Genomic DNA, 24753 nt, shown 5'->3' with positions numbered 1-24753 from the left:
TTTTCTCCCTACTGTACCTTCTCCGCTTCCGTAAGCTTTACATTCTGGTATTTCTCGTATAATTCCATGAATTCTTTACCGCTCAGGTTCTCCTTCTCGTAGAGTACCTGTGCGATCGCATCGAGTGTCGGCATATTCTTTTTAAGTAACTTGTATGCCTTCTCGTAGCTTGCTTTCATCATGTTCTTGACTTCGGTATCGACCTTCGTCTCTGTCTCAGAAGAACAATTTAATACGCGGCGGTTATCCAAGTATTCTCCGGTTACGCCTTCGAGCTGCACCATGCCGAACTTCTCGGACATACCGTACATCGTGATCATCGTCCGCGCCAGGCTCGTCGCTTTCTCAATATCATTGGAGGCACCATTCGTAACGGAATCGAACTTCAGCTCCTCCGCGGCACGCCCCGCCAGAAATGTCACGATATCCTCTTCCATTTCTTTCTTCGTCTGTAACTGCTTCTCTTCCTCCGGCACCTGCCATACATAGCCAAGCGCTCCGGATGTACGCGGTACGATCGTGATACGCTGGATCGGAAGTGTGTTCTTCTGCAATGCAGCAACAAGCGCGTGTCCAACCTCATGGTAGGCAACGATCTTCTTCTCTCTTGGTGAGAGCAGCTTCTCTTTCTTCTCTTTTCCGGCGAATACAACTTCCACCGAAGCGATCAGATCCTTCTGGGATACATAATCCCGCTTGTTGCGGACTGCCATTAACGCCGCCTCATTGATGATATTCGCAAGGTCTGCACCGACAGCCCCGGATGTGGCAAGTGCAAGTTCCTTGAAATCTACCGTCTCATCCATCTTCACATTCTTCGAATGTACTTTGAGTGTATCGATACGTCCCTGCATATCCGGCTTTGACACGATGATTCTCCGGTCGAACCGTCCCGGACGAAGCAATGCTTTGTCAAGCACCTCCGGGCGGTTTGTCGCTGCAAGCACGATAATTCCCTTCGAGCTGTCGAAACCATCCATCTCCGATAAGAGCTGATTCAAGGTCTGTTCCCGCTCGGAATCGCCACCGCCATGACGCGTGTCACGCTTTCCTCCGATCGCATCGATCTCATCAATAAATATGATACATGGTGCCATATTGTTCGCCTTGCGGAACAGATCACGCACACGGCTCGCACCGACACCGACGAACATCTCCACGAACTCCGAACCGGACAGCGAAAAGAACGGAACATTCGCCTCGCCGGCAACCGCCTTGGCAAGCAGTGTCTTACCGGTTCCCGGAGGTCCTACAAGCAGGGCACCCTTCGGCAGCTTCGCACCGATCTTTAAGTATCGGTCCGGCTGATCTAAGAAATCTACCATCTCGCAGAGGGATTCCTTTGCCTCCTCCTGACCTGCAACATCCGCGAATGTCACACCGGTTTTCTTCTCCACATACATCTTCGCATTGCTTTTTCCGATGCCGCCGGATTTGGACATATTCCGCATCAGTAACGACATCAGCAGATAGAAGGCACCGATCATTACCACATACGAGAGAATCGTCGAAACGACTGCATTTTTCCCTTCATCCATTTCCTCAAACTGCACACCCGCCTTCTGCAGACGGTCCACGATCTTGTAATCACTGATGCGGATCACATAATACGTCTTGTCCATCTCCGCACCCGTCTCCTTCGAGATCGGCGTGAAGCTGATCCGGTCATTGTAGAGCTTCACATCGGTAACTAATTTATCATCAAGCATCTGCAGGAACGTGTCATACGTGATCTTCTCCTGTTTGGACTGCTGTATCGCCGTAATTCCCTGCCAGATCATAAATGTCAATAGAATGGATACGATCCATATCACCACCGTCTTGGATGGCTTTTTCTTATTATTATTCGAATTCCGGTTGTCCGAATTGTTCTCCGGGGCGGAATTTTTCTGCTGATTTTCCATATATCATTCTCCGTTATTCAAGCGTACTTATCTATAAATCTCATACAACCATGAGCAAGCTATTTCTTTCTGTATTATTAAGATATTTCTTAAGACATAATAAACCGGAAGCCACATGTCAAGGGAACGGATTCCCTCTCGCGCAGCCCCCGGTTTTGCATTTGATTTTACTTAGTATACGATTTGATCTCGTTCTTTATGCGTATTATGCGTATTATGCATACAATGGATACTTGTCTGTGATGCTCTTTACAAGTGCCATTGCCTTGTCATTATCCTTGTCAATGACTGCAGCCTTGATTGCATCTGCGATCACAATCATATCATCTTCTTTTGCACCACGTGTTGTGATAGCCGGTGTACCAAGACGGATACCACTTGTAACAAATGGCGACTTTGGATCGTTCGGTACCGTGTTCTTGTTCGCTGTGATATGAACAGAATCGAGAAGCTTCTCCACTTCCTTACCGGTCAGGTCAAGGTTCTGTAAGTCAACAAGCATCAGGTGATTATCTGTACCGCCAGATACAATCTTGAATCCACGCTCAGTCAGTGCCTGTGCCAGACATGCTGCGTTCTTCACAACCTGCTTCTGATACTCTTTGTATTCATCTGTCAGTGCTTCCTTCAGGCAGACAGCCTTACCTGCAATCACGTGCATCAGAGGACCACCCTGAATACCTGGGAACACTGCCTTATTGAAGTTATATTTCTCATTTACTTCATTGCTGGAAAGAATCATACCACCACGCGGACCACGCAATGTCTTGTGCGTTGTGGTTGTTGTTACGTGTGCGTATGGGATTGGGCTTTCATGAAGTCCGGCAGCAACAAGCCCTGCAATGTGTGCCATGTCTACCATAAGCACTGCGCCAACCTCATCCGCAATCTCACGGAAACGCTTGAAATCAATTGCTCTCGCATATGCAGATGCACCGGCTACGATCATCTTCGGCTTGCATTCCTTCGCAATGCGGAGTACCTCATCATAATCAATAAAACCATCATCATTAACACCATAAGGTACGACATTGAAATACTTACCTGACATATTGACCGGTGAACCGTGTGTCAGATGTCCACCGTGTGCCAGATTCATTCCCATAAATGTATCGCCCGGCTGCAAAATAGCGAAGAATACTGCCATATTTGCCTGTGCGCCGGAATGTGGCTGAACATTGACATATTCACATCCAAACAACTTCTTTGCCCGCTCTCTAGCAAGGTCTTCCACTACATCAACATACTCACATCCGCCATAATAACGCTTTCCCGGATACCCTTCAGCGTATTTGTTTGTAAGCGGACTTCCCATAGCTGCCATAACTGCCTTGGATACGATATTCTCTGATGCGATCAGCTCAATATTATGATCCTGTCTGTTGATCTCGTCCGTCATTGCCTGTGCAATCTCTGGATCGAAATTTGCTATTTCATCAAAACTGTACATCTTTGTCCCTCCATCTTGTTATAATTCTATCTGTTAGATTATCGCACATCCCTTGGGGAGTGTCAACCGATTGACCTTAAGATATCTCTGCTTTTTCTTTCTGATTTTTTTTAATTTTTTGTTTTTCTTCCCGTTTAGCTTTTTTCTTCATGTGGTATTTTTCCCGGTATTTCCAGATCAGATCTGACAGATAATAATTGATTTCTGCACCATACAAAACAATCTGCATACCGATATACAGCCAGATGATAATCAATACGACAGATGTCATACTGCCATACATCTTTGAATTATCCGCCGAATATTTGATATATACAGAAAATCCCCGCGTCATCAGCATCCATGCAAGCGAAGCAAGCACAGCTCCGGTAAACTCATGCCGCATATGTCCGCGCCGGTTCGGAAGCTGATAATAAATCAGAAGCAAAAAGACAAAGATAACAAGAAATGTCACAACATTCTTCAAGCTCAAAATCAAAAGTGTTGCATCTGCAAATGCCGGGTAATTGTCAATAATCTTATGGGCGATCTGCGAACCGAATGCCTGTATCGCGATCACGACGATACAAAGTACCATAAACACCAGTGTATATAACGCACAGATCAGCCGCACAAGGAAATAATTTTTGTTCTGTTCCACACCATAAATTTTATTTAACCCGGTCGAGAGTGCCTGAATGCCCTTTGCTGCAGACCACAAGCTGACAAATACCGTAATGAGTGTAAACGACTGCACATTTGCATTGACTACATCATCCACAATATACGCCACATAAGATTCCAGTCCGCTCGGTACGACACGCAGAATATAGCCAAGTACATTTGTGTTCATAACGGACAGCTTCGATACGATCATGACAAGCAGCATCATAAACGGAAAAAAAGAAAGCATGACAAAGAAAGCAACCTGTGCCGCATACGCCGGCACGCTGTCTGCGGTTGCTTTGTTCACAAATTTGATAATAAACCGAACGACCTTTTTCATACATCCCCCGTTTTGTTATTCTGAATCTGCTGTTTCCTCTCCATCATCCATTGTATAGATCGACGTAAAATCAACATACGAAAAATAATGCCGTAATATATATTTGTAGCTTTTTCCCTGTCTGCCAAGCACGCCGGCACCATAGATACTCATCCCGGCACCATGTCCGAATCCACCACCATGAACGACAAATCCCGCGTCTGTCTTCTCCACATAATAATATGGGCTTGGAAGTGATGTCCAGCCGGTTACCGTCGAACCATCCTGCCGTACAATCTCCTGATTGACTGGATTCAAGATCGCACGGATATTGCTCTGTCCGCTGATGGATATCGTATGTTCACTTCCGTGAATCACAAGCTTCGATACAACACCGCTCACCGTGCGCTCCGCAACTTCGATCTCTGTCACGGTTCCAAGCTCCGGCACGTCTGCCGATACAAACTCGCCGGTTTCATCCTCGACAAGTATCGCCTCTGCCATCAGAGATTTGCGGTTTTCCAAAACCGTCTCGATCGCGTCTGTCATTTCTTCCTGCGTAAATGTAATATCCCACCGGTAATACGGCGAATCTTTATCTATAATAGTATACGCATCACTATCTGTCAAAAATGCCTCAAAATCTGCTTCATCCGATAAATCGATCTTGTCCTTATCCGGATTCTCCACATTGGACTCCAGATAACTATACGCATCACCGCCCCAGATCTCAGCATTCGTGCAGGTCGTTCCGAAAGATGTGTTAAATGTCATCGGTACGATCAAAGTTCCCCGGTAAGTCGGCACCAGCCCGTATGTATCCTTCACCGCACGGATCGACGCATCGGTCTCTGCCACATTATTATATACCTGACAAAGGCTGGAATCGTCAAGATGTGCATGATATTCTGCGTAACTTTCATCCTTTAACTTCGCATACGCCGTTCCTCTGGCACAGATTGCCATCGCCTGCATAGCTGCATCCGGGTAATCCGATGGCATTGCATTTGCCACGACATTTGCCAGATAACGCTCTAACGAAAGCTCATTGATCACATAGATATAGCCATCCTGTACATCAAGCTCCATCATTCCATCGTATTCCGGATTGCCACATTCCCGCGTCACGCTAAGCAGTTTGATCCGTCCACTGTGCGTATCCGGTGTTACTGTCAATGTATCGTCCGGCGCATAATCTTCCGGTGTGATCGTGACCGTCTCACCAGCCTCATATGTTTTCTCCGTCTCATCTGGATACGCCACGGTGAACGCAGATGTCGCCGTAAACTGCACCATTTCCATCTCATACGAAGAGTAATCATCGTTGCTGATGATCACGCGGATATCCTCGCTTTTTAACTCCTGGTTAATCACGACAGCACCAACTTTTCCATCCTGCAGATACATGTCCACATACGAGTAGCCAAGCAGCAGAGACAGACTTTCCTCGTCCACGGCATCCTCATACACATTGTACATTTTATAATGATCGGCAAGTGTGAGTCCGCCGATATTTTCCACCTGAATATCCGTATCTCCCGTCGAAATGACTTTGCCGCGCAGCACCTTCTGTGGTCGTTCGATTTTACAGATGCCTGCATAGTCAAACACGAGATTTGCAACATAGCCCGTCGTCTCATAGCCGGCTTCCGTCTGCCGGTCCGCATCCAGACTTGTTGCAACTGTCACAGCTCCATCCGGGATGCCTTCCTCCGTCCGGGCAGGGTAGGTTTTTTCCAGATTTCCATATAAAAACGTGCATTTTCCATCCGTCACAGACTCCACCCATACATTTTGCAATGTGATCTGGGTATCTCCAAGACGGTTGATCTTGAAGATCTTTCCATTCTTCATATAGACATCGAGCACATTTCCCTCGTAGCTTTCGTCGATTTCAAATTCTGCATTGTAGGTGTCCTGTCCATCGAAAAAGGATGTCTTGTCCTCCTCGGAAATTGCAAGCACCAGAACATCTTTCCGAAGCAGTCCTTTGACGGTTGCCGATGCGACGATCCGCTCATAGAAGTCCTCAAATTCCGCTTTCGTCACGTAGTCAGAATCCTTTTTTCCGTTCAGGGCTTCCTCATAAATAGAAGCTTTCACCTGTATCGTCTGTGCCACAGACTTTACAAATGCCACATCGATGACCTCGCTTTTTTTCAGAGGATCAATCAGGCGCGATAACGCCTCGGATTCTGCCTTTGTATCTGCCAGATAACTGACGACCTTTTCCACATCTTCGTATGTGTAATATAAGCTATAATCCACGGATGCTTCCGTTGTTTCTGTATTTTGTTCCGCTTTGTGCATATGCCGCCCGATCTCATGACCAGCAATCATAACTACCCCGGCTATAACCAGCAAAAGCATAAACGTGAGTATCTTCTTTTTCACGTATTTTCCTCCAAAAAAATATATCCGGGATGCCGGTTCCTGCCTTTTGACTCCTAGCTGACGCTAGGTGGGCAACCGCATGTGATCGTCTGTCTTCCACTCGGAGGAGGCCTGACATAATATCACAGATATAGGAATCCCGTTTAAAGTAAATGTAGGTTCAAAAATAACAGGAGTTATCGAACATTCCAGATATATTATATTTTTAATATGTGCTAATTATAGCTTACTTATTCTTTTTTTTCAAGATATTTATTCGCTGATGATCTTACGGCTGCAGATATATGTGATCATAAAATAAATACCATAAATTACCAATATCACGGCTGCCGCAAGCAGGATAGAACCAAGCAGTCCGCCCCGTCCAAATGCAGACAGAATAAACATTGCTGTCTGCATTCCGAAGACGGAATGCACGATTGCAAGTAAAAGCGGCATGGCAAAGAACACGCCCGACTGTGCCAGGAGGGAATGACGGATTTTCTTCTCGTCCACTCCGATCCGGCGCAGGATCCTGTATTTCTCCTTGCTGTCGGCTGCCTCGGAAAGCTCCTTGAGTGACAGAATTGCCGCACCGGAGATCAGAAATACAACACCTAAGTAGATTCCGATAAATACGATCATCGCAGTAAGTCCCACGCTGTTATCACGGAGCCGCTTGCTTGTCTCGCAATTCATGGAATAATAGGAACCATCCTCGCCTAAGACTGCTTCTGTCTTCGCCTCCTGCAGTTTGTAGAAATTCGCATCACTATAGTACTCATTAAGTGCATCCACCTCTGTCTGGTCTGTCGTATTATAATTTGCGGAATAGATATCATACCAGAAATCACAGTCAGACATATCCACAGAATCCGGGACAAGCAGCACGCCTGCATTGCTCTCTGAATTGCTGATGTGTACGATTCCATCCACACAGGTACTGTATTTCGGATGATAGGTCTTTCCTTTTATCGTAACCGTCTGTCCCTCCGCAAGTCCTTCGTTGTATCGTGGTTCCATCTCCCCGTAATTACAGAGTATCACATATTCATCCTCTGCAAGGTCGATTGTCGTTCCGCCAAAGGAGCTTACAAACGCATTGTATTCTCCAATATGCATCGTCTCCATCGATGCTTCTTTGAAATAATCCTCCGATCCGCTCTCTGCAAACGCCTTTCCGAAGAAATCTCCGATATTGATATCTTCCGGTGCATAGAGAATCATCTCGGTCACATCCGTAAGCTTCGATGTATCGATATCACAGGCTTTCAGGTTTTCTTCCACATTGTGTCCGGTCATATCATAGTCCTCGGCTGCATCATAGGAATACAGCTTTGAAAACTGCACATCAACCGGCGTACATGTCTCTAACACATGGTTCATTGAGTTGCGGATTGCCATTGCGCTTGACAGAATACAGATCGTAAAAAAGAGCAGCAGACAGATAATCCCGCCAGAGAACACCGTTGTGTTGATCCGGCTTCCAAGTTCCTTCACACTGAACGAGTTGATACCTTTATAATAAAACCGTCTGCACCGCTTCACGATTGCAAGCAGCATCCCGGATACCGACCAGAATACAAGGAAGGTTCCGATGATACCTTTCGCGATCTGGATACCAAGTCCCTGAAAGTCAGAGATTGTACGGACACCGGCTGTCACTTTATAATATGCCGTTCCAAGCAGAATAGCCGCTATAATAAATACAAGCACACAGACAACCGGGTTTTTTGCATGGTTTTTCTGTGCCTTTGCGCCTGCATAAAGCAGGTTTATTAACTTGGCGCGGCTGACAATGATTACATCTAATGCCATGACGATCACATACATGATTGCAAAATAAATAATCGTTTTGATGATGGCTGATGTGCTGACCATAAACTGGAAGTTCGTCATATCCGCTTCGAAGAGGTTCGCTGTCACGACACTCATCCCCTGTGAGATACCGATACCGAGCAGTAACCCGATTACCAGAGAGATCACGCCGATCAGCAGTGTCTCGATCACCAGAATCTTTGCCACCTGTGTTTTTCCCATACCGAGCGTTAAGTAGATACCAAACTCCTTCTTCCTTCGCTTCATCAGGAAGGTACTTGCGTACACAACAAGGAAACCGAGCACAACCGACACGAACACACTGACAACAGACATTGCCTCGTTCATAAGCCCGATGATTTCTTCCGTATTTGACGATACCTTCAGCATAACCGTCTGACTTCCAAGTGCATTAAATACATAGAAGATTGCCACTCCTAAGATCAACGTTGCAAAATAAATCAGATAATTCTGCATACTTTTCCGGATATTCCGGGCGGATAATTTAAAGAGCATCATTCAAACTACCCCCTAACACTGTCACAACCTCAATAATGCGGTTAAAAAACTGTTTCCGGGTATCATCCCCTCTGCGGATCTCATTGAAGATCTTGCCATCCTTGATGAAGATTACGCGCGATGCATAGCTTGCTGTAAATGCATCGTGTGTAACCATCAGGATCGTTGCGGCAAGCCCTTCATTCATCTCCTTCATACTCTCCAACAGATAGCGGGAGGATTTGGAATCAAGAGCACCGGTTGGCTCATCGGCTAAGATCAGCTTCGGATTCGTGATCAGGGCTCTGGCTGCCGCCACGCGCTGCTTCTGTCCACCACTCATCTGATAGCTGTATTTGTTCAGAACTTCCTCGATGCCAAGCCGCTTCGCAACCTCTTGGATCCGGCTGTCAATCTCCTTCGGTTTTACGTTCTGGATGGAGAGCGCCAGTGCAATATTCTCATATCCGGTCAGCGTATCCAGCAGATTAAAATCCTGGAAGATAAATCCCAGTTCTTCCCGACGGAACTTATTTAATTCATTCCCCCGGATCGTCGTGATATCTTTCTCTCCGACATAGATATGTCCGGCCGTCACACGGTCAATCGTGGATATACAGTTTAAGAGTGTTGTCTTGCCGGAGCCGCTGGCTCCCATAATTCCGACAAACTCGCCTTTCTCTACAGAGAAAGAAATCTTATCTACCGCCTTTGTCAGATTCGCTTTGTTGCCATAGTATTTTTCTACATTGTCAAGCTTTAATATCTCATTCATAGATAGTCTCCCTTCGTTTGCTAACATTCTGCAGGCAGGAATTCTGGGGTTTCTGCCGCTTTTAACTGTATTCAGTATATATGGTTTTCCAGCCGCCATCCATCGGTCTTGATTACAGGTTTCTTACGATTTTGTAATATAATGGTTGTATTATATATTGATTTCCTGCAAATTCCTATGCAAGAGTTTCCTTTTGGAAGATTGATTGGAGCTGATTGGGGGATTTTCCGATATTTCATGTTTTGCTCCAAGCAAGAAAAAAGGAGGCATCCCTGCCTCCAAAATAATATGTTTCAGCAAGCTAGTTCTTTGCTGCTGCATACTCCACACTGTCTTCGTTCCAGTGTTTGTAATCTGGATTCTTCCGCTTATCCGGCAGTGTATAGTTCTCGCTCAACCACGCGCCAATGTAATTGCTTACTTTCTTCGCGCCGTCAAAGTTCAGATGGTCGCCTCCATCCTTCGTATCGGACGTCCAGTCGATGCCAAGCGCATCATTCAAATTCAGATCTTCATAAGTAACCGCGTTTTCCTGCGCCCAGTCGGACACACTGTTGTGCTTGGCATACGTCCAGTTCTTCGGGGAAGGGGAACTGACTAAGACAAGCTTTGCACCATGACTCTCGCAATATTCCTTCATCAAAAGCAGATATTTCTCTGCGTCCGCATCCATAGATTTACGTTCCTCGCTCGCATGCATATAGGCTCCACCCTCATACGGCTTGACCGTGCTTCGCTTGATAAACCCACGGTTCTTCTCATTTTTTTTCTTCGTTAAGGAATTTGTACTTACGAACGCATCCTTCCAGCGGGAATGATTCTTAAAAATCTCCACATGATCGGACAGACGGTCTAAGACATAATCTTTCGAATCACCCTTAGATTTCACGCTTCGGAACAGACAGTTCGTCTCCAACACAACGACCTCCGGCGTCTGCGTCTCAAATGCCGCCTGTAAAATCGCATACGAGTCGCACATACGCTGTGCCGATGTCCCGCAGATAAATGAGGTGTAGCCATGCTCTGCGAACATCTGCAGAGGATTGAAGCTCGAATAACATTCACTATCACCTAAGAACACTACGTCAATCGTATCCTTCACTTCATTTTTCACTTCCGCATCTTTCGTGCGCACGGCTGTTGTATCATAGATGTCAGCGTTACTCTTCCGACACAGGAATCGTCCTGCCAGAATCAGCACCACACAAAGTCCCGCTAGAAACCCGACGCTGCCCGCTGCCATCTTGAGAGTTGTTTTCCATTTTCCACTTTCTTTTTTCATAAACATTCCTCTTTCGTAAATCACATACAATTACGCTATCCATGCAATCCATAATATTTCAAATTACCAAACATCGAATGTCATCTTCCACGTAATTATTCATCCCTCTATCAGTACGCCGCGTAGATCATATCCACGATCGTGTATCCACTGCCATAGGCACCAAATACAACAACCAGAAGTACAACTGCATACCAGAAGCTCCAACGGACTGGCAGCTTGCAATCCGCTACCTTTCTTCGAATTGAAATGCCCTTTTCATGGATGATGTCCACCACAAATACGAGCAGGATACTGACAACTGCCAGAATGAGATCCGGCACATCCACACCGAAATTCGTCTCCGCAAGTGCTGTGATATGGAAGTCTGTCACGATTCCGCGCAGCATCCGAAATCCAGTTGCAACCGTGTCAGCACGGAAGAACATCTCGCCAATATTCACGATCACAAACAGTTTCAGGAACTGGAAGATCCGAAATCCGATGCATTCTGTATCAAGCTTGAATCGCTCCACCAGCTTCCTGCATGGTTCCTCGGTCAGATTCTCGATCACAATGAGCATAAAATAATACATGCCATAAAAGATATAATTCATATGTGGTCCATGCCAGATGCCGTTTGACAACCAGACAAAGAATAACGCAATCGTCGGTGCTACGAATTTGCTGACCGAAAATCCAGCTTTCTTCTTGATCTTCTTCGCCAGATTCTTCACTGGCTTGGCAAGTGAGATCGGATAGAATACATAATCCTTCAGCCATGCACCAAGCGTAATATGCCATCTGCGCCAGAAGTCCCCCGCATTCTTCGCGAAGAACGGCTGACGGAAATTCTCAGGCAATGGTACACCGAAGATCTCGCCACTTCCCATGATGATATCCATACATCCGGAAAACTCCATATATAGCTGCATCGTGTATGCCAGCACCCCGACGAGGATTGCCGCACCATCGAAATTGTTGTAGCTGCTGAACACCTTTGATACAAGCGGTGCCAGCCGGTCTGCAATCACCATCTTCTTGAACAGCCCCCAGATGATACGCTGGTAACCAAAGACCAGATTCTCAAACTGAATACTGTTCCCACCATACAGAGCATCTGCTGTCTCGGAAAACCGGCTGATCGGACCTTCCATGATCTGCGGGAAGAAGCTCAAATAAAGTGCCACCTTGATTGGATTCTTACAGGACTCCTGTGTGCCACGATAGACGTCCGTCATATAGGAAATTGCCTGCAGGCTATAATAGGAAATACCGATTGGTGCTGCAAGTGTCACCCCAAATACGCGGAGGTATTTGAGTGTCACAAGCGCCCCTAAGATCAAAACAATTCCAAGTGCCAGCACACCACGCTTTTTCCGCGTCAGTGCTTTTCCGTGAAGATCACTGTGCCGGACCGGAATCGCCGCCAGCCATCTGCCGGCTCCATATGTCACAAGCGTCGCCAGAAGCAGCCAGACAAGAAGCTTACCGCTTATCATACAGAAAAATGTATAATCGGCTGCAAGCAGTACCACAAACCGGAACCGTGCCGGACATAACTGGTACAATGCGATCACGACTGGCAAAAATATTAAACTGTATGTAAGCAGATGGTAAGCCATATGATTCATCCTTTCCTACACTAGTCTTCCTTGAGTCTGCAAATCATCTCCCACAAGCTCTTTGCTGAATTGAAGTTCGCAGGGATCAGCTCTGCCGGTGATACCTCTACATCAAAGGTATCCTCGATTTCTGATACAAGTGATAAAATCGCAAAGGAATCTAAGATATGATCGTCAATCAACGTTGTGCAGTTCTCAAAATCCTCACCCGGTGCAATTCCTTCCAAAATCTCCAATAATTCTTCCATGTTACAAATCCTCCTAATCTTTATTATAAATCCATGAATTCTCATGTATTGTTACCAATGATTCCACATGTGTTTTGTATTATGTTGTTGCAGACACATGAAACAGATACGTCTCCATCTGGTCGCGCAGCTTCTCGATCTTCCCGTCTGTCTTGCAGATCAGAACCTGCGGAAGCTCCCGGCTTAGAAACATCGCCATGCCCTCGGTCGCTGCATATGCGCCACATCGTTTGAAACAGATCACATCGCCTTTTTGCGGATCATGCAGGGCAACATCCCGCGCCAGCACATCATTGACTGTACAGAGCGATCCGCACAAATGAAACAGTTCCTCGTCACCGTCTTTTTCTGCCAAGACTTCGATCTCCGGCTGCTTCATTCCCATCATCCAGCCATAGTAGTTGATCTGGTGGATTCCGCCATCTAAGATCAGGAATCCCGGCTGTGCCGTCCGCTTGACATCCATCACACGCGTCAGGTAATAGCCGCTCATGGAGACGAGGAACCGCCCAAGCTCGATCGTCTTTTTGCCGTAGGCACATGTCCGAAGCTTTTCGGCAAGTGCCTGTATCTGCGGTTCCGGCTCGCTTTCCCTCTGATCCTTCTCGCTGTCATTTATGAAATAAGACACCTTCATGCCTGCTCCATATTCAAGCTCATTCAGCACGGTTCCGGTCTCTTCTTCAAACGTCTTTGCAAATGCGGTTAAGGTATCAAGTTCCTTCTCCAGCTTGCTCTGCCGCTTCTGTGTCCCTGCATAATAATGGACGCCCGCCAGTGTCAGATACGGGCTTTCCTGTATCTCCTTTGCCAGCCGGAGGAACGTCTCCGCATCAACGCCGAATTGATTGCCACTCGAAAGCCGGATCAGTACCGAAAGCGGCATCTGATTTTTCTCTGCAAGTGTCCGCAGGATCTTCGCATGCTCTTCCGATTCGATCGTATAGATCCCAGCACCCTTGCTGTAAGACAGGATGCGTTTCATGGATTCGTAAGTCTTGTTTACCCCGGATACCACGATCTTCTCCGGTGCAATCTGTTCCTGTATGCAGATCTCATATTCGCCCGGCGAGCAGACCTCCAGCCGATCAACCAGATCTGCCACATATGGGATCAGAAATGGATTTGCTTTTACGGCAAAGCAAAGTCCGGTGTCCTCCGGCAGCAAGCTGCGAAGCAACCGTATTCGCGCTTCCACTTCCCGCACATCGAAGATGTAGGTCGGCGTTCCATATGTCGCCGCAACCGTTCTTAACGCCTCTGTATTCATGCAAACGCTCCTTCCCTGTACTGCGCCTCCAAAAGCTTCTTGTCCGTCTTGCCATTTTTGTTGAGTGGCAGCATGTCCACCTTGCAAAATACATTTGGCACCATGTAATCCGGCACCTTTTTCTTCATCGCAGTAATCAGATATTTCTTATCGTCAATTCCGATATAGCAGGCAACGACTTTGTTCTTCTCGTGGTCATAAAAGCACGCGGCACCTTCGATCTCCGGGATTGCCGCCAGTGCATGTTCAATCTCTTCTAACTCGATGCGGTGTCCCATATGCTTGATCTGAAAATCTTTCCGTCCCGCGAAATAAAGCAGCCCATCTTCGCCGTAGCTTGCCAGATCTCCCGTCCGATAGATTGTCTCCGGGTAATCGGTCTGTAACGGATTTGCCACAAATGCCTTCGCCGTTGCCGCTGCATTTCTGTAATATCCAAGGGCAAGCGTCGTACCTGCCACACAAAGCTCTCCGGTCTTGCCAGCACTTTCCGGTTCGATCAGACGATTTTCCTCATCGAGCAGGAATACACGTTCATTTGGAAATGGAATTCCAATCGGAAGTTTTTCGTCCTCGCTGTATGCCCGGTCTAAAATGTGATAGGTACAGTTGCAGGTGATCTCCGTCGGTCCGTAGAGATTCACAAACATCGCATCCGGGTAGTAGCTCTGCCATGCATGAAGCTGCCGGATCGGCATTGCCTCGCCGCTGAACAAAATCTTGTTGATATCTGCTGGTACCTTATGTTTCAGTCCATGCAGCCGGTTCAACAGGCAGAGTGCCGACACCGCCCAGATCAGCGTCGTGACATGGTTCTCATCGAGCATGTCCACAACGGAGTTTGGGAACATGAAATACGCTTTCGGAATCACAACTAAGGTTGCGCCCATCTTCATCGCACTGTAAATATCCTTCACTGATACATCGAAATCAAACGGCGCCTGATTGCCGATCACATCAGCTTCCGTGATATCAAAGATCTCTGTAAACTGATCGATAAATTCAAGCACCGACCGATGTGCCACAAGCACCCCCTTCGGGGTTCCGGTCGAGCCGGAAGTAAAATTACAGTAGAGTGGATCGGTGTCAATCATAGATTCCCGGATCTGTTGTAACTGATTTTCATCGGAACCTATACATTCACTATCCATCCCCTGTGTCAGCGTTTCCATCCGAACCACATTTTCTGTGTAGCCACACGCGGTAAGCTTCTCCGACGCATCACTTCCATCCACGATCACATCCGGCTGTAACACCGAGAGCATCGACTGGATGCGTGCCTCCGGAAACGAAGGATCAACCAGTGTGTAGAAGCAGCCCGCATAGACGATTCCAAAAAAGACTGCCAGTGTATCCGCACTCTTATCGGCAAATACGCAGACCGGATGGCGCGGTGTTGTCTGCTTTGCCAGACAGGCACCAATGCATTTCGCTTTGTTCTGTAATTGTTCATATGTATAGGAACATGCCGTATCCTTCACTGCAATTTTGTCCGGATACATCTTTGCACTTTGTTCCAGATATTCTAATACATTTTTCATAATGTCCTCCATGCGTGCAGGTTCATCCGCCGCATTTCTTTGTTCTGTTACATAGTATAGCAACTTAAATATTAAGATAAAACCAAGCAATCGTTTAAGATTTCTTTAAGGTTGTGGAAGCAGTTTTTCAAATTCTTCCGCCTGCTTGTTCCACGCCTCGTACCGTACATCATCCCGGCGATCCGGCAACGTATAATGCGTCTGCATATACCGCTGCAGATATGCCGTAGCTTTCTGACAACCGGTATAGTTTAAATGATCGCCACCATCGAGGGTATCCAGATTCCAGTCGATTCCAAGCTCCTCGGTATTTAGATTCAGATCGAGGTATGGAACTGCAAGCGCATCTGCAAGTGCCTGCACCTCATTGTGCCGCTGCATCGTATGATTGACCGGGGAAGGGGCTGTCACAAACAACAGCTTCGTTCCATGTGCATCACACAAACGCTTGATCTTATCCAGATAATACCTTGTGATAAAAGTCACCGGTGTTCTATCGTCGGTTGCATGCATGTAGCCACCACCCGTATACGGCGTCACTGCCGCACGCAATTCAAATCCATTGAAAATCGTCGTCTGCAATTTCGGATCGGCAGGTTCCATCTTCCAGAACCGGTGGTATTTGAAGACTGGGAACATCTGCCGTGCAAGCTCCTGCGCGGATTTTGCCGCATCCCGTACCACACTTGCATCTCCTCTGGAGAAAAACTCATTCGTCTCTAAGATTACCACCTTCGGAGATTGCCGTTTCAGAATCTTCTTAAGCGAGAAATAACTTTCCCCGATCCATTGTCCGGACTGTCCACCGATATATGATGCAATCCCCGCGTCCTTCCATAACTGATAGGTGGACAATACCGTATAGCTCTCGCTGTCGCCAAGGATTGCCACATCAACCATATCCTCCGGTTCGGACAGCAGATGCAGCAGGTACCGTTCCCGCTCGGAAACCGAATCCTGCAAGCCAAGCCGGATCGGATCACATATCTTCCCGGCTGCTACAAGAAGCAGCAAAACCACCATTGCAAATGCGGCTGCCCGAAGCCATATCTTATGTGTCCCGGATTTTTTTCTTCCAGAATCCGTATTTCCCGAAATATCTTTCTTTTGTATATCCATATCTTTAGAAGCCTGCATAGATCAGATCCACCTCCTGATATCCCGGTCCATACGCACCGAATATAAGTACGACAAAGATGAGCGCAAGATACACGAGCCAGCGCACTGGCAACCGCTTCTGTAAGATCACACCGCGCACATCAATCTGCTGCTCACGGAAATGATTTACTACGCCGACAATCAACAGAGAGACTAAAATAATTCCGATCTCCACTCTGCCAAGTCCAAGTGTAAGCAACGTACCATCCCAAAGCTTCTGTATCGAAAAATCATGGAACAGCGACCGGAACATGTGCATGCCAATGCCAAGTGTATCCGCCCGGAAAAACAGTTCTCCGGTAAAAATAATTACCCATGTTTTCAAGATCCGAAGGACATTCCACCATGCCGCGTCTTCTGCGATTTTCCATGCCGCGCAAAGCTTCTTCACCGCGGGTTCCAACATCAGCTCAATCATAATTACGACGAAGTAATACATGCCGTAGAACAGGTAGCTCCAGTTCGCACCATGCCACAGTCCGTTGCACACCCACACCGGGAATAATGCGATTGCCGATGCAACCATCAGCTTTATGTATTTGCTTGTATGTTTCTTCGCAAACCGGTTCCATTTTCTGGTAAGCTTCGACATGGAAACCGGGTAGAAAATATATGTCTTGAACCATCTGCCAAGTGAGATATGCCATCTGCGCCAAAACTCAGATGCATTCTTCGATACGAACGGCTGCGCGAAATTCTCCGGCAGCGTCACGCCAAAACATTCCGCACTTCCGATCACGATATCCATGCAGCCAGAAAATTCCATATAAAGCTGCACTGTATAGGACACTGCCGCAACGACGATCATCACGCCGTGGTAGGACGCATACCCATCAAACAGCGTCTGCACAACGACATACAGGCGGTCAGCGATTACAACCTTCTTCAACAATCCCCAGCCAATCCGCATATAGCCACGGATGAGGTTCTCGCTTCGAATGTCTTCACCTTTTGCAAGCGTCTCTGCGGTATCACTGTACATACAGATTGGACCTTCCATGATGATTGGAAAGAAGCTTAAAAAGAGGGCAAGCTTCGCAATGTTTTTCTCCGGTTCAATCTTCTTCCAATACACATCCGCCATGTAGCCAATCGCAGAAAGTGTGTAAAAGGAAATACCAAGCGGCAGCAGGAACCGCCGCACCGGAAGCCGGAGTCCAAGGTTTATCGTTCCGAAAAGCGCATTCACATTCTCTGCGAAAAATCCGCTGTACTTCATCACAAGCAGCATGCCAAGTAACAGCCAGACACCCACGATCAGAATCGTTTTTCTGCGTTTTTTCTCACCAGTCGCAACCAGCCGTCCTGTCAGATAGGTGATTGTAGTTGCGCCAAGCAAATATACAATTAATCTGTGGCTGAATAAAAAATAGAAACAATAACTAAAAAAGAGCAGTACACCAAAGCGCACCCGCTTTGGTGCAAGCTGATATCCGATGAGAACCACCGGTAAAAATACTAAAAAATACATGGATTCATGATAAGCCATGTTCCAAATCCTCGCCACAGTACCAGACTGTGCCTTTCTTCTAAATTAGCATCTCAGGCATCTATCCTGCCTGCATCATACATTCTCTCATGCTTTCTATCCATCGTAGTTCATGACAACAACCTTACATTTTTGTAAGGTTATAGACTACTCTTTCGTCAAGAAAGTCTCTTTGCCGAAGGCGATCTCCACCTCGGTGTATTCCCCGTACACGGACGCAATCGTAATCGCATGTCCGAGCTTATTACAAAGCTGTTTACATATATACAAACCCATTCCAGTAGAAGCATTTCCTTTGCGTCCATTCTCCCCAGTAAAGGTCTTGTCAAATACCCGGTCGATATCCTGTTCCGGAATCCCGATACCATTATCGCGGATCTTTAGAACAGTCTTATCTGCCATCTCCTCTACTGCAAAAGAAATACGCGGCTGTTTTGCAGCATCCCGGTATTTGATACTGTTGTTCACGATCTGCCCAAGCATAAATGTGAGCCATTTGGAATCCGTGACAACCGAATGGGCTGTATCGTTTTTCTCGATTCGTATTTTATTTCCAATCAGCAGATCCTTCTGCTGCTGCAGTACTTTATTGATCGTCACATCCAGATCACACGCGGTAAGCAGATAATCCTTTTCTGCCGCATCTGCACGCGCATAAAATAAAATCTGCTCCACAAAGCTGTTAATCCGTGCAAGCTGTGCCTTCTGCTTCTTCAAATCCTGACTGCCGTTATAATTCATCAGGTTTAAAGCGGCAATTGGAATCTTGATCTCGTGAATCCAAAGCTCCAGATATTCCTTAAAATCCCGCAGCGAATCTTCTGTTTCGTTCAGCTTGTCCCGCATGGATTTCCCGGTGTCATACAGAACATCCATCCAGATCTTACCTTCCTCGAAATCCGGCTGTACCGTCATCTCCGTGATCAGGTATTTCTGGTCAAGCCCTTCTAAGATTCCCAGCAATTCCCGATAAAAATGCCTGCGCTTGCGATAGTCCGCCAGACACACGCACAATGCCGTCACAAAAATGATGCCCTCCATCACCCAGATGAAATCCATCCGCGCCTTGCAGGCAAATCCTAACAGCCTTAATACGACCATGATAAACACTGTCGCTGCAACAAAGCTAATTCTGTCTTTTAGATAACTTCGAACTGTCATGCCAGAATGTACCCCTGTCCTCGTTTTGTCCGGATTATATCCTCCACGCCGAGATCAGCAAGCTTCTTTCTGACACGGTTCATATTGACCGTCAGCGTGTTATCATCGACAAATGCCTCCGAATCCCACAGATAACTGATCAGTTCATCACGCGTCACGATCGTATTCTGATGCTTCAGCAAATAGGATAAAATACCCGCTTCATTTTTCGTAAGCTCCACGCTGTTATCCCCGACCGTCAGAACTCCACGTGACGTATCGAGTGTCATGTTCTTATAGGTAAGTCCTTTGTCCGCATCCATCTTTCCAAGCCGCTTGAATACTGCCTCGATATGTAGCAGCAAAATGGAAGGATTGTATGGCTTCGCAATAAAATCATCCGCACCGAAGCTCATCGAGATCACTTCGTCCATCTCTGTGTTTTTGCTTGTCACCATAATGACCGGAATATCCGATGTCTTGCGCAGTTCCCGCAACACACTCTGTCCATCTACTTCTGGAAGGTTAATATCCAGCAAAACCATATCTGCCTGCGAAGCAAGAATCTGTCCAGCTACATCGGTGAATTCTTCGACGCACTGCGCATCATACTGATTCGAAATCAGCAGATACTGCAATTCCTGCGCCAGCGCCATATCATCTTCCACAATTAAAATCCGTTTCATCTCATACTCCTCGTTCGGTGGTTTCATACATCTGCCAACTTACCTGATCCCGCCTGATCGGTTTGATGCACCCACTAACGCACCAGTCCTGCTACTGTGCCAGACGAAGCATCTCGTCGAGCGGTTTCTTCGCCTGCTCACACATTTCCTCTGGAAGGATCACTTCATCCTTCAGATCTTCGAGCTTCTCAAGTACTTTGTCCAGACTGACCTTCTTCATGTTCGGGCAGAACTGTCTGTGTCCGACAGAGAAGAATTTCTTGTCCGGGTTCTTCTGCATCAACTCATAGAACACACCCATCTCGGTGCAGATCAGGAACTTCTTGCTGTCCGATGCGGTTGCGTAATCAATGATCTGGGACGTACTTCCGATGAAGTCCGCCAGTGCCAGCGTGTCACTTGTACACTCCGGATGTGCCAGAACAAGTGCGTCCGGATGCAGTTCCTTTGCCTTCTTCACATCTTCACTGTGAATACTCTTATGTACATGGCAGAATCCATCGTTGAAGATAAAATGCTTCTCCGGTACCTGCTCCGCTATAAAATGTGCCAGATTGTAATCCGGAATAAAATAGATGTCCTTGTTCGGCAATGCCTTGACGATCTTCAGTGCATTGGATGATGTCACGCAGACATCGGAATGTGCCTTTAATTCTGCTGTTGAATTTACATAGCAGACAACTGCCACATCCGGATATTCCTTCCGCACTTCCTCGATCTTCTCCACTTCCGCCATATGTGCCATCGGGCAATCCGCTCCATCATCTGCCATATAGACATGCTTCTTCGCATTCAGAAGCTTCGCACTCTCACCCATAAAGGAGACACCGCAAAACAAAATATTCTGTTGTTCCACTGTCGTTGCAACCTTCGCCAGATAGTACGAATCGCCGACATAATCTGCGATTTCCTGCACTTCACCATCCACATAATAATGCGCTAAGATCACAACATCTTTTTCTTTCTGTAACTCCTTGATTCTCGCTTTCGTTTGTTCGTTCATGGGAAAACTCCTTTTCTATTTTAAATCATGGTTGTATCCAAATTGTATCTTTTTTATTAAACTCCGCTTTTGTTTAAGACTTTTTTAAATCGTATCGAAATCATCCTTCGTAAACCGGTGATAGGTAATTCCAAACTGATCGTCTGTCACACAGTACAGATAAGGCTCCACATCCTTATCCGCAAAAGAGAGCACCGTTCCGAGATCCTCCTCATCGTCCTCCTCACAGACCGTCGTGCCATGTGCTTTCGCAAATGCCTGAAAATACGCCCGTACCTGCTGCATATCCTGCGTCTTAAGCACCTTCAGAAATCCCTCTAAAAATTCCGAAACAGGAATCTCACGGTTAATATAATCACAGCCCTCCGGACTGACAAACACGCAGAACCGGTCTGCTTTCTCGGTCACTGTCACGTGTCCAAGTTCTGGTACACTTTTCTCGAAATATGCCTCTGCCTCCTGACAGATCTTCTCGGAATCCTCCTCCACTGGAAGCTTCAGATATCCGCACATCGACACCTTCGGATAATAGAGGCGCACGCCTGCATCATCCGTGCCGATCTTCGTCTGCCATTCCTTCACTGTATCAATCACATGCTTCTCTAATGTCATTGTTTCTGCCTCCTGTTCCATCACATGCATACCAATTACACGAGTTACTATATTTTATTTTGCCTACGCCCGTATTTATGTTGTCGGTTCTTCTGCTGTCCGCGGTATGTCCTTCACCAGATCCTTCACAACCTCACCGGCAATGATCAGACCTGCCACCGATGGAACAAATGCGACACTGCCCGGAATATCTCTCCGCTCGGTGCATTTGTGTTTCGCACCCGGCGGACATACACAGCGCGTCCGGCAGCTGATCGACATATCCTCAATCGGACGAATCGACTGTTCCTCCGAATACACAACCTTTAATTTCTTCACTCCGCGCTTCTTAAGTTCCCGCCGCATGACCTTCGCAAGCGGACAGACCTTCGTCTTATAGATATCTGCCACCTTGAACTGACTGCCATCTAATTTATTGCCGGCGCCCATACTGCTGATGATCGGAATGTGTTTCTCCTGTGCTTTCATCACGAGAGAGATTTTTGCAGTTACCGTATCCACTGCATCAACCATGTAGTCATAGTCTTCATACGGAAACTCATCGGCATTTTCCGGCAGGAAGAAACATTTGTGCACACGTACATCCGCTTTCGGATTGATATCCAAGATCCGTTCCTTCATAACGTCCGTTTTATATTTTCCGATTGTCTTATAGGTCGCAATAATCTGACGGTTCAGATTCGTCAGACACACCTTATCATCATCGATCAGATCAAAGGCTCCAACGCCGCTTCGTGCCAGCGCCTCACAGACATAACCACCTACACCACCGATTCCGAATACGGCGACACGGGAATTCTGTAATTTCTCCATCGCTTCTTTTCCAAGCAGCAGCTCAGTTCTTGAAAATTGTGTCAGCATCTTTTTACTCCTGTCCTGTTCCCCTTGTCTATAATTTTCGTTCTATAATATTTTATACATATTTATTTTCGCCCCTAAGTATACTTCAATCCCTGTAAAATAGCAATGTATCTTGCCATGTTTTCCTTGCATAATTACAAATAATTTACATCCATCTTCCTCTTGACATAAGTCCGAAATCAGACTATACTAAGTATGTTTTCGGACTTACTTGAGTACGAAATCAGACATATTTTGTCGAATTGTGAGAGGAGCCTCTATGAAAGAAAAACACGAAGAAGAACAACCATATATGAGTGACAAGCTGGTTGCATTCAACCACATCTACAAAGAATATAACATCATCTACCACGACGCAGCGATGCGGCTTGGTCTCTCGAACAGCGAGTTCGACACCCTGTACGCAATCTGCGAGCTGGGGGATGGCTGTAAGCAAAGCGACATCTGCCGCACAACCTTCATCCCGAAGCAGACCGTCAACTCAGCGATCCGGTCATTACAGAAGAAGGAATATCTGACACTCGCGTCCGGAAAGGGACGGAGCATGCACATCTATCTGACCGAACAGGGATTGCAGCTCGTGCGCCGTACGATCTTCCCGATGGTAGAGATTGAGAACGAAGCATTCCCAAAACTGACAGAAAAAGAATACAAAACGATTCTGCATTTCCACGCACAGTATCTCGCAGCCCTGCGCGAAGGAATCCAGAAGCTATAACAAAATTGGAGGAATTACAACATGAAGATACAATTATCCGAACATTTTACTTATAAGAAGCTGCTGCGCTTCGTCCTGCCGTCCATCATCATGATGATCTTCACTTCCATCTACGGTATCGTCGATGGGCTGTTCGTATCGAACTATGTCGGCAAGACAGCATTCGCTGCAGTCAATCTGGTTATGCCTCTCATGATGGGTGTGTCCGCACTCGGCTTCATGGTCGGTACCGGTGGTAGCGCGATCGTGGCAAAGACACTCGGCGAAGGCGAACACAAGAAAGCAAACGAATATTTCTCGCTGCTTGTCTATGTGACTTTCATCGGCGGTGTCATCTTCAGTCTCTGCGGAATGCTATTAGTCCGTCCGGTTGCATCCTTGCTTGGTGCAGAAGGCGCACTGCTGGATAATTGCGTGCTATATGGAAGAATCTGTTTTATCTCCATGCCAGCCTTTATGCTGCAAAACGTATTCCAGAGCTTCTTCGTTACCGCAGAGAAACCGAAGCTGGGACTTGGCGTTATCATCATCGCTGGTGTGACAAATATGGTGTTAGATTATCTGTTTATCGCAGTCTTGGGCTGGGGATTGCCGGGCGCCGCGATTGCGACGGTAACCGGAGAATGCATCGGTGGATTCTTCCCGATCTTCTATTTTGCACGGAAGAATTCCAGTCTGCTGAAACTTGGAAAGACAAAATTTGACGGAGTGGTCTTGTTGAAGACATGTACAAATGGTTCCTCCGAGCTTATGACGAACCTCTCTTCCTCTCTCGTGAACTCGCTCTACAACCTGCAGCTTATGAAATACGCAGGCGAAAATGGTGTGGCTGCCTACGGCGCGATCATGTATGTAAACTTCATATTCATATCGATCTTCCTTGGATATTCGGTCGGCAGTGCACCGATTGTCAGCTACCACTACGGTGCCGGGAACCGGGATGAGCTTAAGAATATGTTCAAAAAAAGTACCAGTCTGATTGCCATCTGGGGTATCCTGCTTGTCCTGCTGGCACATGTGATTGCAGGACCTCTGACGAAAATCTTCGTTGGATATGATGCAGAACTGTTTGCACTAACCAAACACGGATTCCTGATCTATTCGTTTACCTACCTGATCAACGGATTTAACATTTATGGTTCGTCCTTCTTCACGGCGTTAAACAATGGCTTGATTTCTGCGTTGATTTCATTCCTGCGGACACTTGTGTTCCAGTTATCCGCCGTCATGCTGCTGCCACTAATCCTCGGATTAGACGGTATCTGGGGCGCGATCATTGTAGCGGAAGCAATCACCTTGTGCATGACGCTCTTCTTCGTGTTCTCACAGCGGAAGAAATATGGGTATCTGTAGTTAACA

Annotated in this window: 20 protein-coding genes and 1 other RNA gene; 2 read left to right on the top strand and 19 right to left on the bottom strand. The window is 46.7% G+C overall.

Annotated elements, in window-relative coordinates:
- Nucleotides 1–8: 8 nt before the first annotated feature.
- The 19 genes from ftsH to AAAT93_RS01200 all read right to left on the bottom strand — a co-directional run bounded on the left by ftsH (nucleotide 9) and on the right by AAAT93_RS01200 (nucleotide 22676).
- Nucleotides 9–1904: an ATP-dependent zinc metalloprotease FtsH gene (gene ftsH / locus AAAT93_RS01290; protein ID WP_117780797.1), complete on the bottom strand. Its 1896-nt coding sequence runs from the start codon at nucleotides 1902–1904 to the stop codon at nucleotides 9–11.
- Nucleotides 1905–2118: 214 nt separating this feature from the next.
- A complete protein-coding gene (glyA, locus tag AAAT93_RS01285) occupies nucleotides 2119–3354 on the bottom strand; it encodes a serine hydroxymethyltransferase (protein ID WP_117780796.1) in 1236 nt (411 codons plus the stop codon).
- A 76-nt stretch (nucleotides 3355–3430) separates the two neighbouring features.
- Nucleotides 3431–4339 carry a YihY/virulence factor BrkB family protein gene (locus AAAT93_RS01280; protein ID WP_021985712.1) on the bottom strand — a complete coding sequence of 303 codons (909 nt, stop codon included), beginning with the start codon at nucleotides 4337–4339 and terminating at the stop codon, nucleotides 3431–3433.
- Between the two features lie 15 nt (nucleotides 4340–4354).
- A complete protein-coding gene (locus AAAT93_RS01275) occupies nucleotides 4355–6712 on the bottom strand; it encodes a SpoIID/LytB domain-containing protein (RefSeq protein ID WP_196021136.1) in 2358 nt (785 codons plus the stop codon).
- A gap of 17 nt (nucleotides 6713–6729) precedes the next feature.
- Nucleotides 6730–6910, bottom strand: a non-coding RNA gene (ssrS, locus tag AAAT93_RS01270) — 6S RNA.
- Between the two features lie 54 nt (nucleotides 6911–6964).
- A complete protein-coding gene (locus AAAT93_RS01265; protein ID WP_227573331.1) occupies nucleotides 6965–9028 on the bottom strand; it encodes an FtsX-like permease family protein in 2064 nt (687 codons plus the stop codon).
- The gene (locus AAAT93_RS01260) at nucleotides 9015–9782 is read right to left on the bottom strand and encodes an ABC transporter ATP-binding protein (RefSeq protein WP_118734825.1); all 768 of its coding nucleotides are present in this window, start codon (nucleotides 9780–9782) and stop codon (nucleotides 9015–9017) included. The genes AAAT93_RS01265 and AAAT93_RS01260 overlap by 14 nt, the downstream gene beginning before the upstream one ends.
- A gap of 301 nt (nucleotides 9783–10083) precedes the next feature.
- Nucleotides 10084–11064, bottom strand: coding sequence for a hypothetical protein (locus AAAT93_RS01255; protein ID WP_227573330.1), 981 nt, complete (start codon nucleotides 11062–11064; stop codon nucleotides 10084–10086).
- 110 nt (nucleotides 11065–11174) lie between these two features.
- Nucleotides 11175–12668 (bottom strand): MBOAT family O-acyltransferase, encoded by a 1494-nt coding sequence (locus AAAT93_RS01250; RefSeq protein ID WP_227573329.1) that lies wholly within the window; start codon nucleotides 12666–12668, stop codon nucleotides 11175–11177.
- A 20-nt stretch (nucleotides 12669–12688) separates the two neighbouring features.
- The gene (locus tag AAAT93_RS01245; RefSeq protein ID WP_021985718.1) at nucleotides 12689–12916 is read right to left on the bottom strand and encodes an acyl carrier protein; all 228 of its coding nucleotides are present in this window, start codon (nucleotides 12914–12916) and stop codon (nucleotides 12689–12691) included.
- 79 nt (nucleotides 12917–12995) lie between these two features.
- Nucleotides 12996–14186: a diaminopimelate decarboxylase family protein gene (locus tag AAAT93_RS01240; RefSeq protein ID WP_117780791.1), complete on the bottom strand. Its 1191-nt coding sequence runs from the start codon at nucleotides 14184–14186 to the stop codon at nucleotides 12996–12998.
- Nucleotides 14183–15727, bottom strand: a complete 1545-nt coding sequence (locus AAAT93_RS01235) for an amino acid adenylation domain-containing protein (protein WP_227573328.1) — start codon at nucleotides 15725–15727, stop codon at nucleotides 14183–14185. The genes AAAT93_RS01240 and AAAT93_RS01235 overlap by 4 nt, the downstream gene beginning before the upstream one ends.
- Before the next feature lie 105 nt (nucleotides 15728–15832).
- Nucleotides 15833–16864 carry an SGNH/GDSL hydrolase family protein gene (locus tag AAAT93_RS01230; RefSeq protein WP_227573327.1) on the bottom strand — a complete coding sequence of 344 codons (1032 nt, stop codon included), beginning with the start codon at nucleotides 16862–16864 and terminating at the stop codon, nucleotides 15833–15835.
- Nucleotides 16851–18356, bottom strand: a complete 1506-nt coding sequence (locus AAAT93_RS01225) for an MBOAT family O-acyltransferase (RefSeq protein ID WP_349095448.1) — start codon at nucleotides 18354–18356, stop codon at nucleotides 16851–16853. The genes AAAT93_RS01230 and AAAT93_RS01225 overlap by 14 nt, the downstream gene beginning before the upstream one ends.
- Nucleotides 18357–18521: 165 nt before the next feature.
- Nucleotides 18522–19535 (bottom strand): sensor histidine kinase, encoded by a 1014-nt coding sequence (locus AAAT93_RS01220; RefSeq protein ID WP_227573326.1) that lies wholly within the window; start codon nucleotides 19533–19535, stop codon nucleotides 18522–18524.
- Entirely contained in the window at nucleotides 19532–20200 is a 669-nt protein-coding gene (locus tag AAAT93_RS01215; protein ID WP_227573352.1) for a response regulator transcription factor, read from the bottom strand. The genes AAAT93_RS01220 and AAAT93_RS01215 overlap by 4 nt, the downstream gene beginning before the upstream one ends.
- Nucleotides 20201–20291: 91 nt before the next feature.
- Nucleotides 20292–21203 carry a quinolinate synthase NadA gene (gene nadA / locus AAAT93_RS01210; RefSeq protein WP_021985725.1) on the bottom strand — a complete coding sequence of 304 codons (912 nt, stop codon included), beginning with the start codon at nucleotides 21201–21203 and terminating at the stop codon, nucleotides 20292–20294.
- A gap of 84 nt (nucleotides 21204–21287) precedes the next feature.
- On the bottom strand, nucleotides 21288–21815 hold the full coding sequence (locus tag AAAT93_RS01205) for a DUF3877 family protein (RefSeq protein WP_196021148.1): 528 nt from the start codon (nucleotides 21813–21815) through the stop codon (nucleotides 21288–21290).
- A 75-nt stretch (nucleotides 21816–21890) separates the two neighbouring features.
- Nucleotides 21891–22676 (bottom strand): tRNA threonylcarbamoyladenosine dehydratase, encoded by a 786-nt coding sequence (locus AAAT93_RS01200; RefSeq protein WP_118545850.1) that lies wholly within the window; start codon nucleotides 22674–22676, stop codon nucleotides 21891–21893.
- Between the two features lie 259 nt (nucleotides 22677–22935).
- Here AAAT93_RS01200 and AAAT93_RS01195 point away from each other — a divergent pair, with 259 nt between their 5' ends.
- Together AAAT93_RS01195 and AAAT93_RS01190 are read left to right on the top strand one after the other, a co-directional pair.
- Nucleotides 22936–23394, top strand: a complete 459-nt coding sequence (locus AAAT93_RS01195; RefSeq protein WP_021985728.1) for a MarR family winged helix-turn-helix transcriptional regulator — start codon at nucleotides 22936–22938, stop codon at nucleotides 23392–23394.
- 21 nt (nucleotides 23395–23415) lie between these two features.
- Nucleotides 23416–24747 (top strand): MATE family efflux transporter, encoded by a 1332-nt coding sequence (locus AAAT93_RS01190; RefSeq protein WP_195541329.1) that lies wholly within the window; start codon nucleotides 23416–23418, stop codon nucleotides 24745–24747.
- The last annotated feature ends 6 nt before the right edge of the window (nucleotides 24748–24753 follow it).

This window comes from Coprococcus hominis (ex Arizal et al. 2022) (genome assembly GCF_040094675.1).
Lineage (GTDB): Bacteria > Bacillota > Clostridia > Lachnospirales > Lachnospiraceae > Coprococcus_C > Coprococcus_C hominis.
This window is presented reverse-complemented; position numbering and strand designations above follow the sequence as displayed.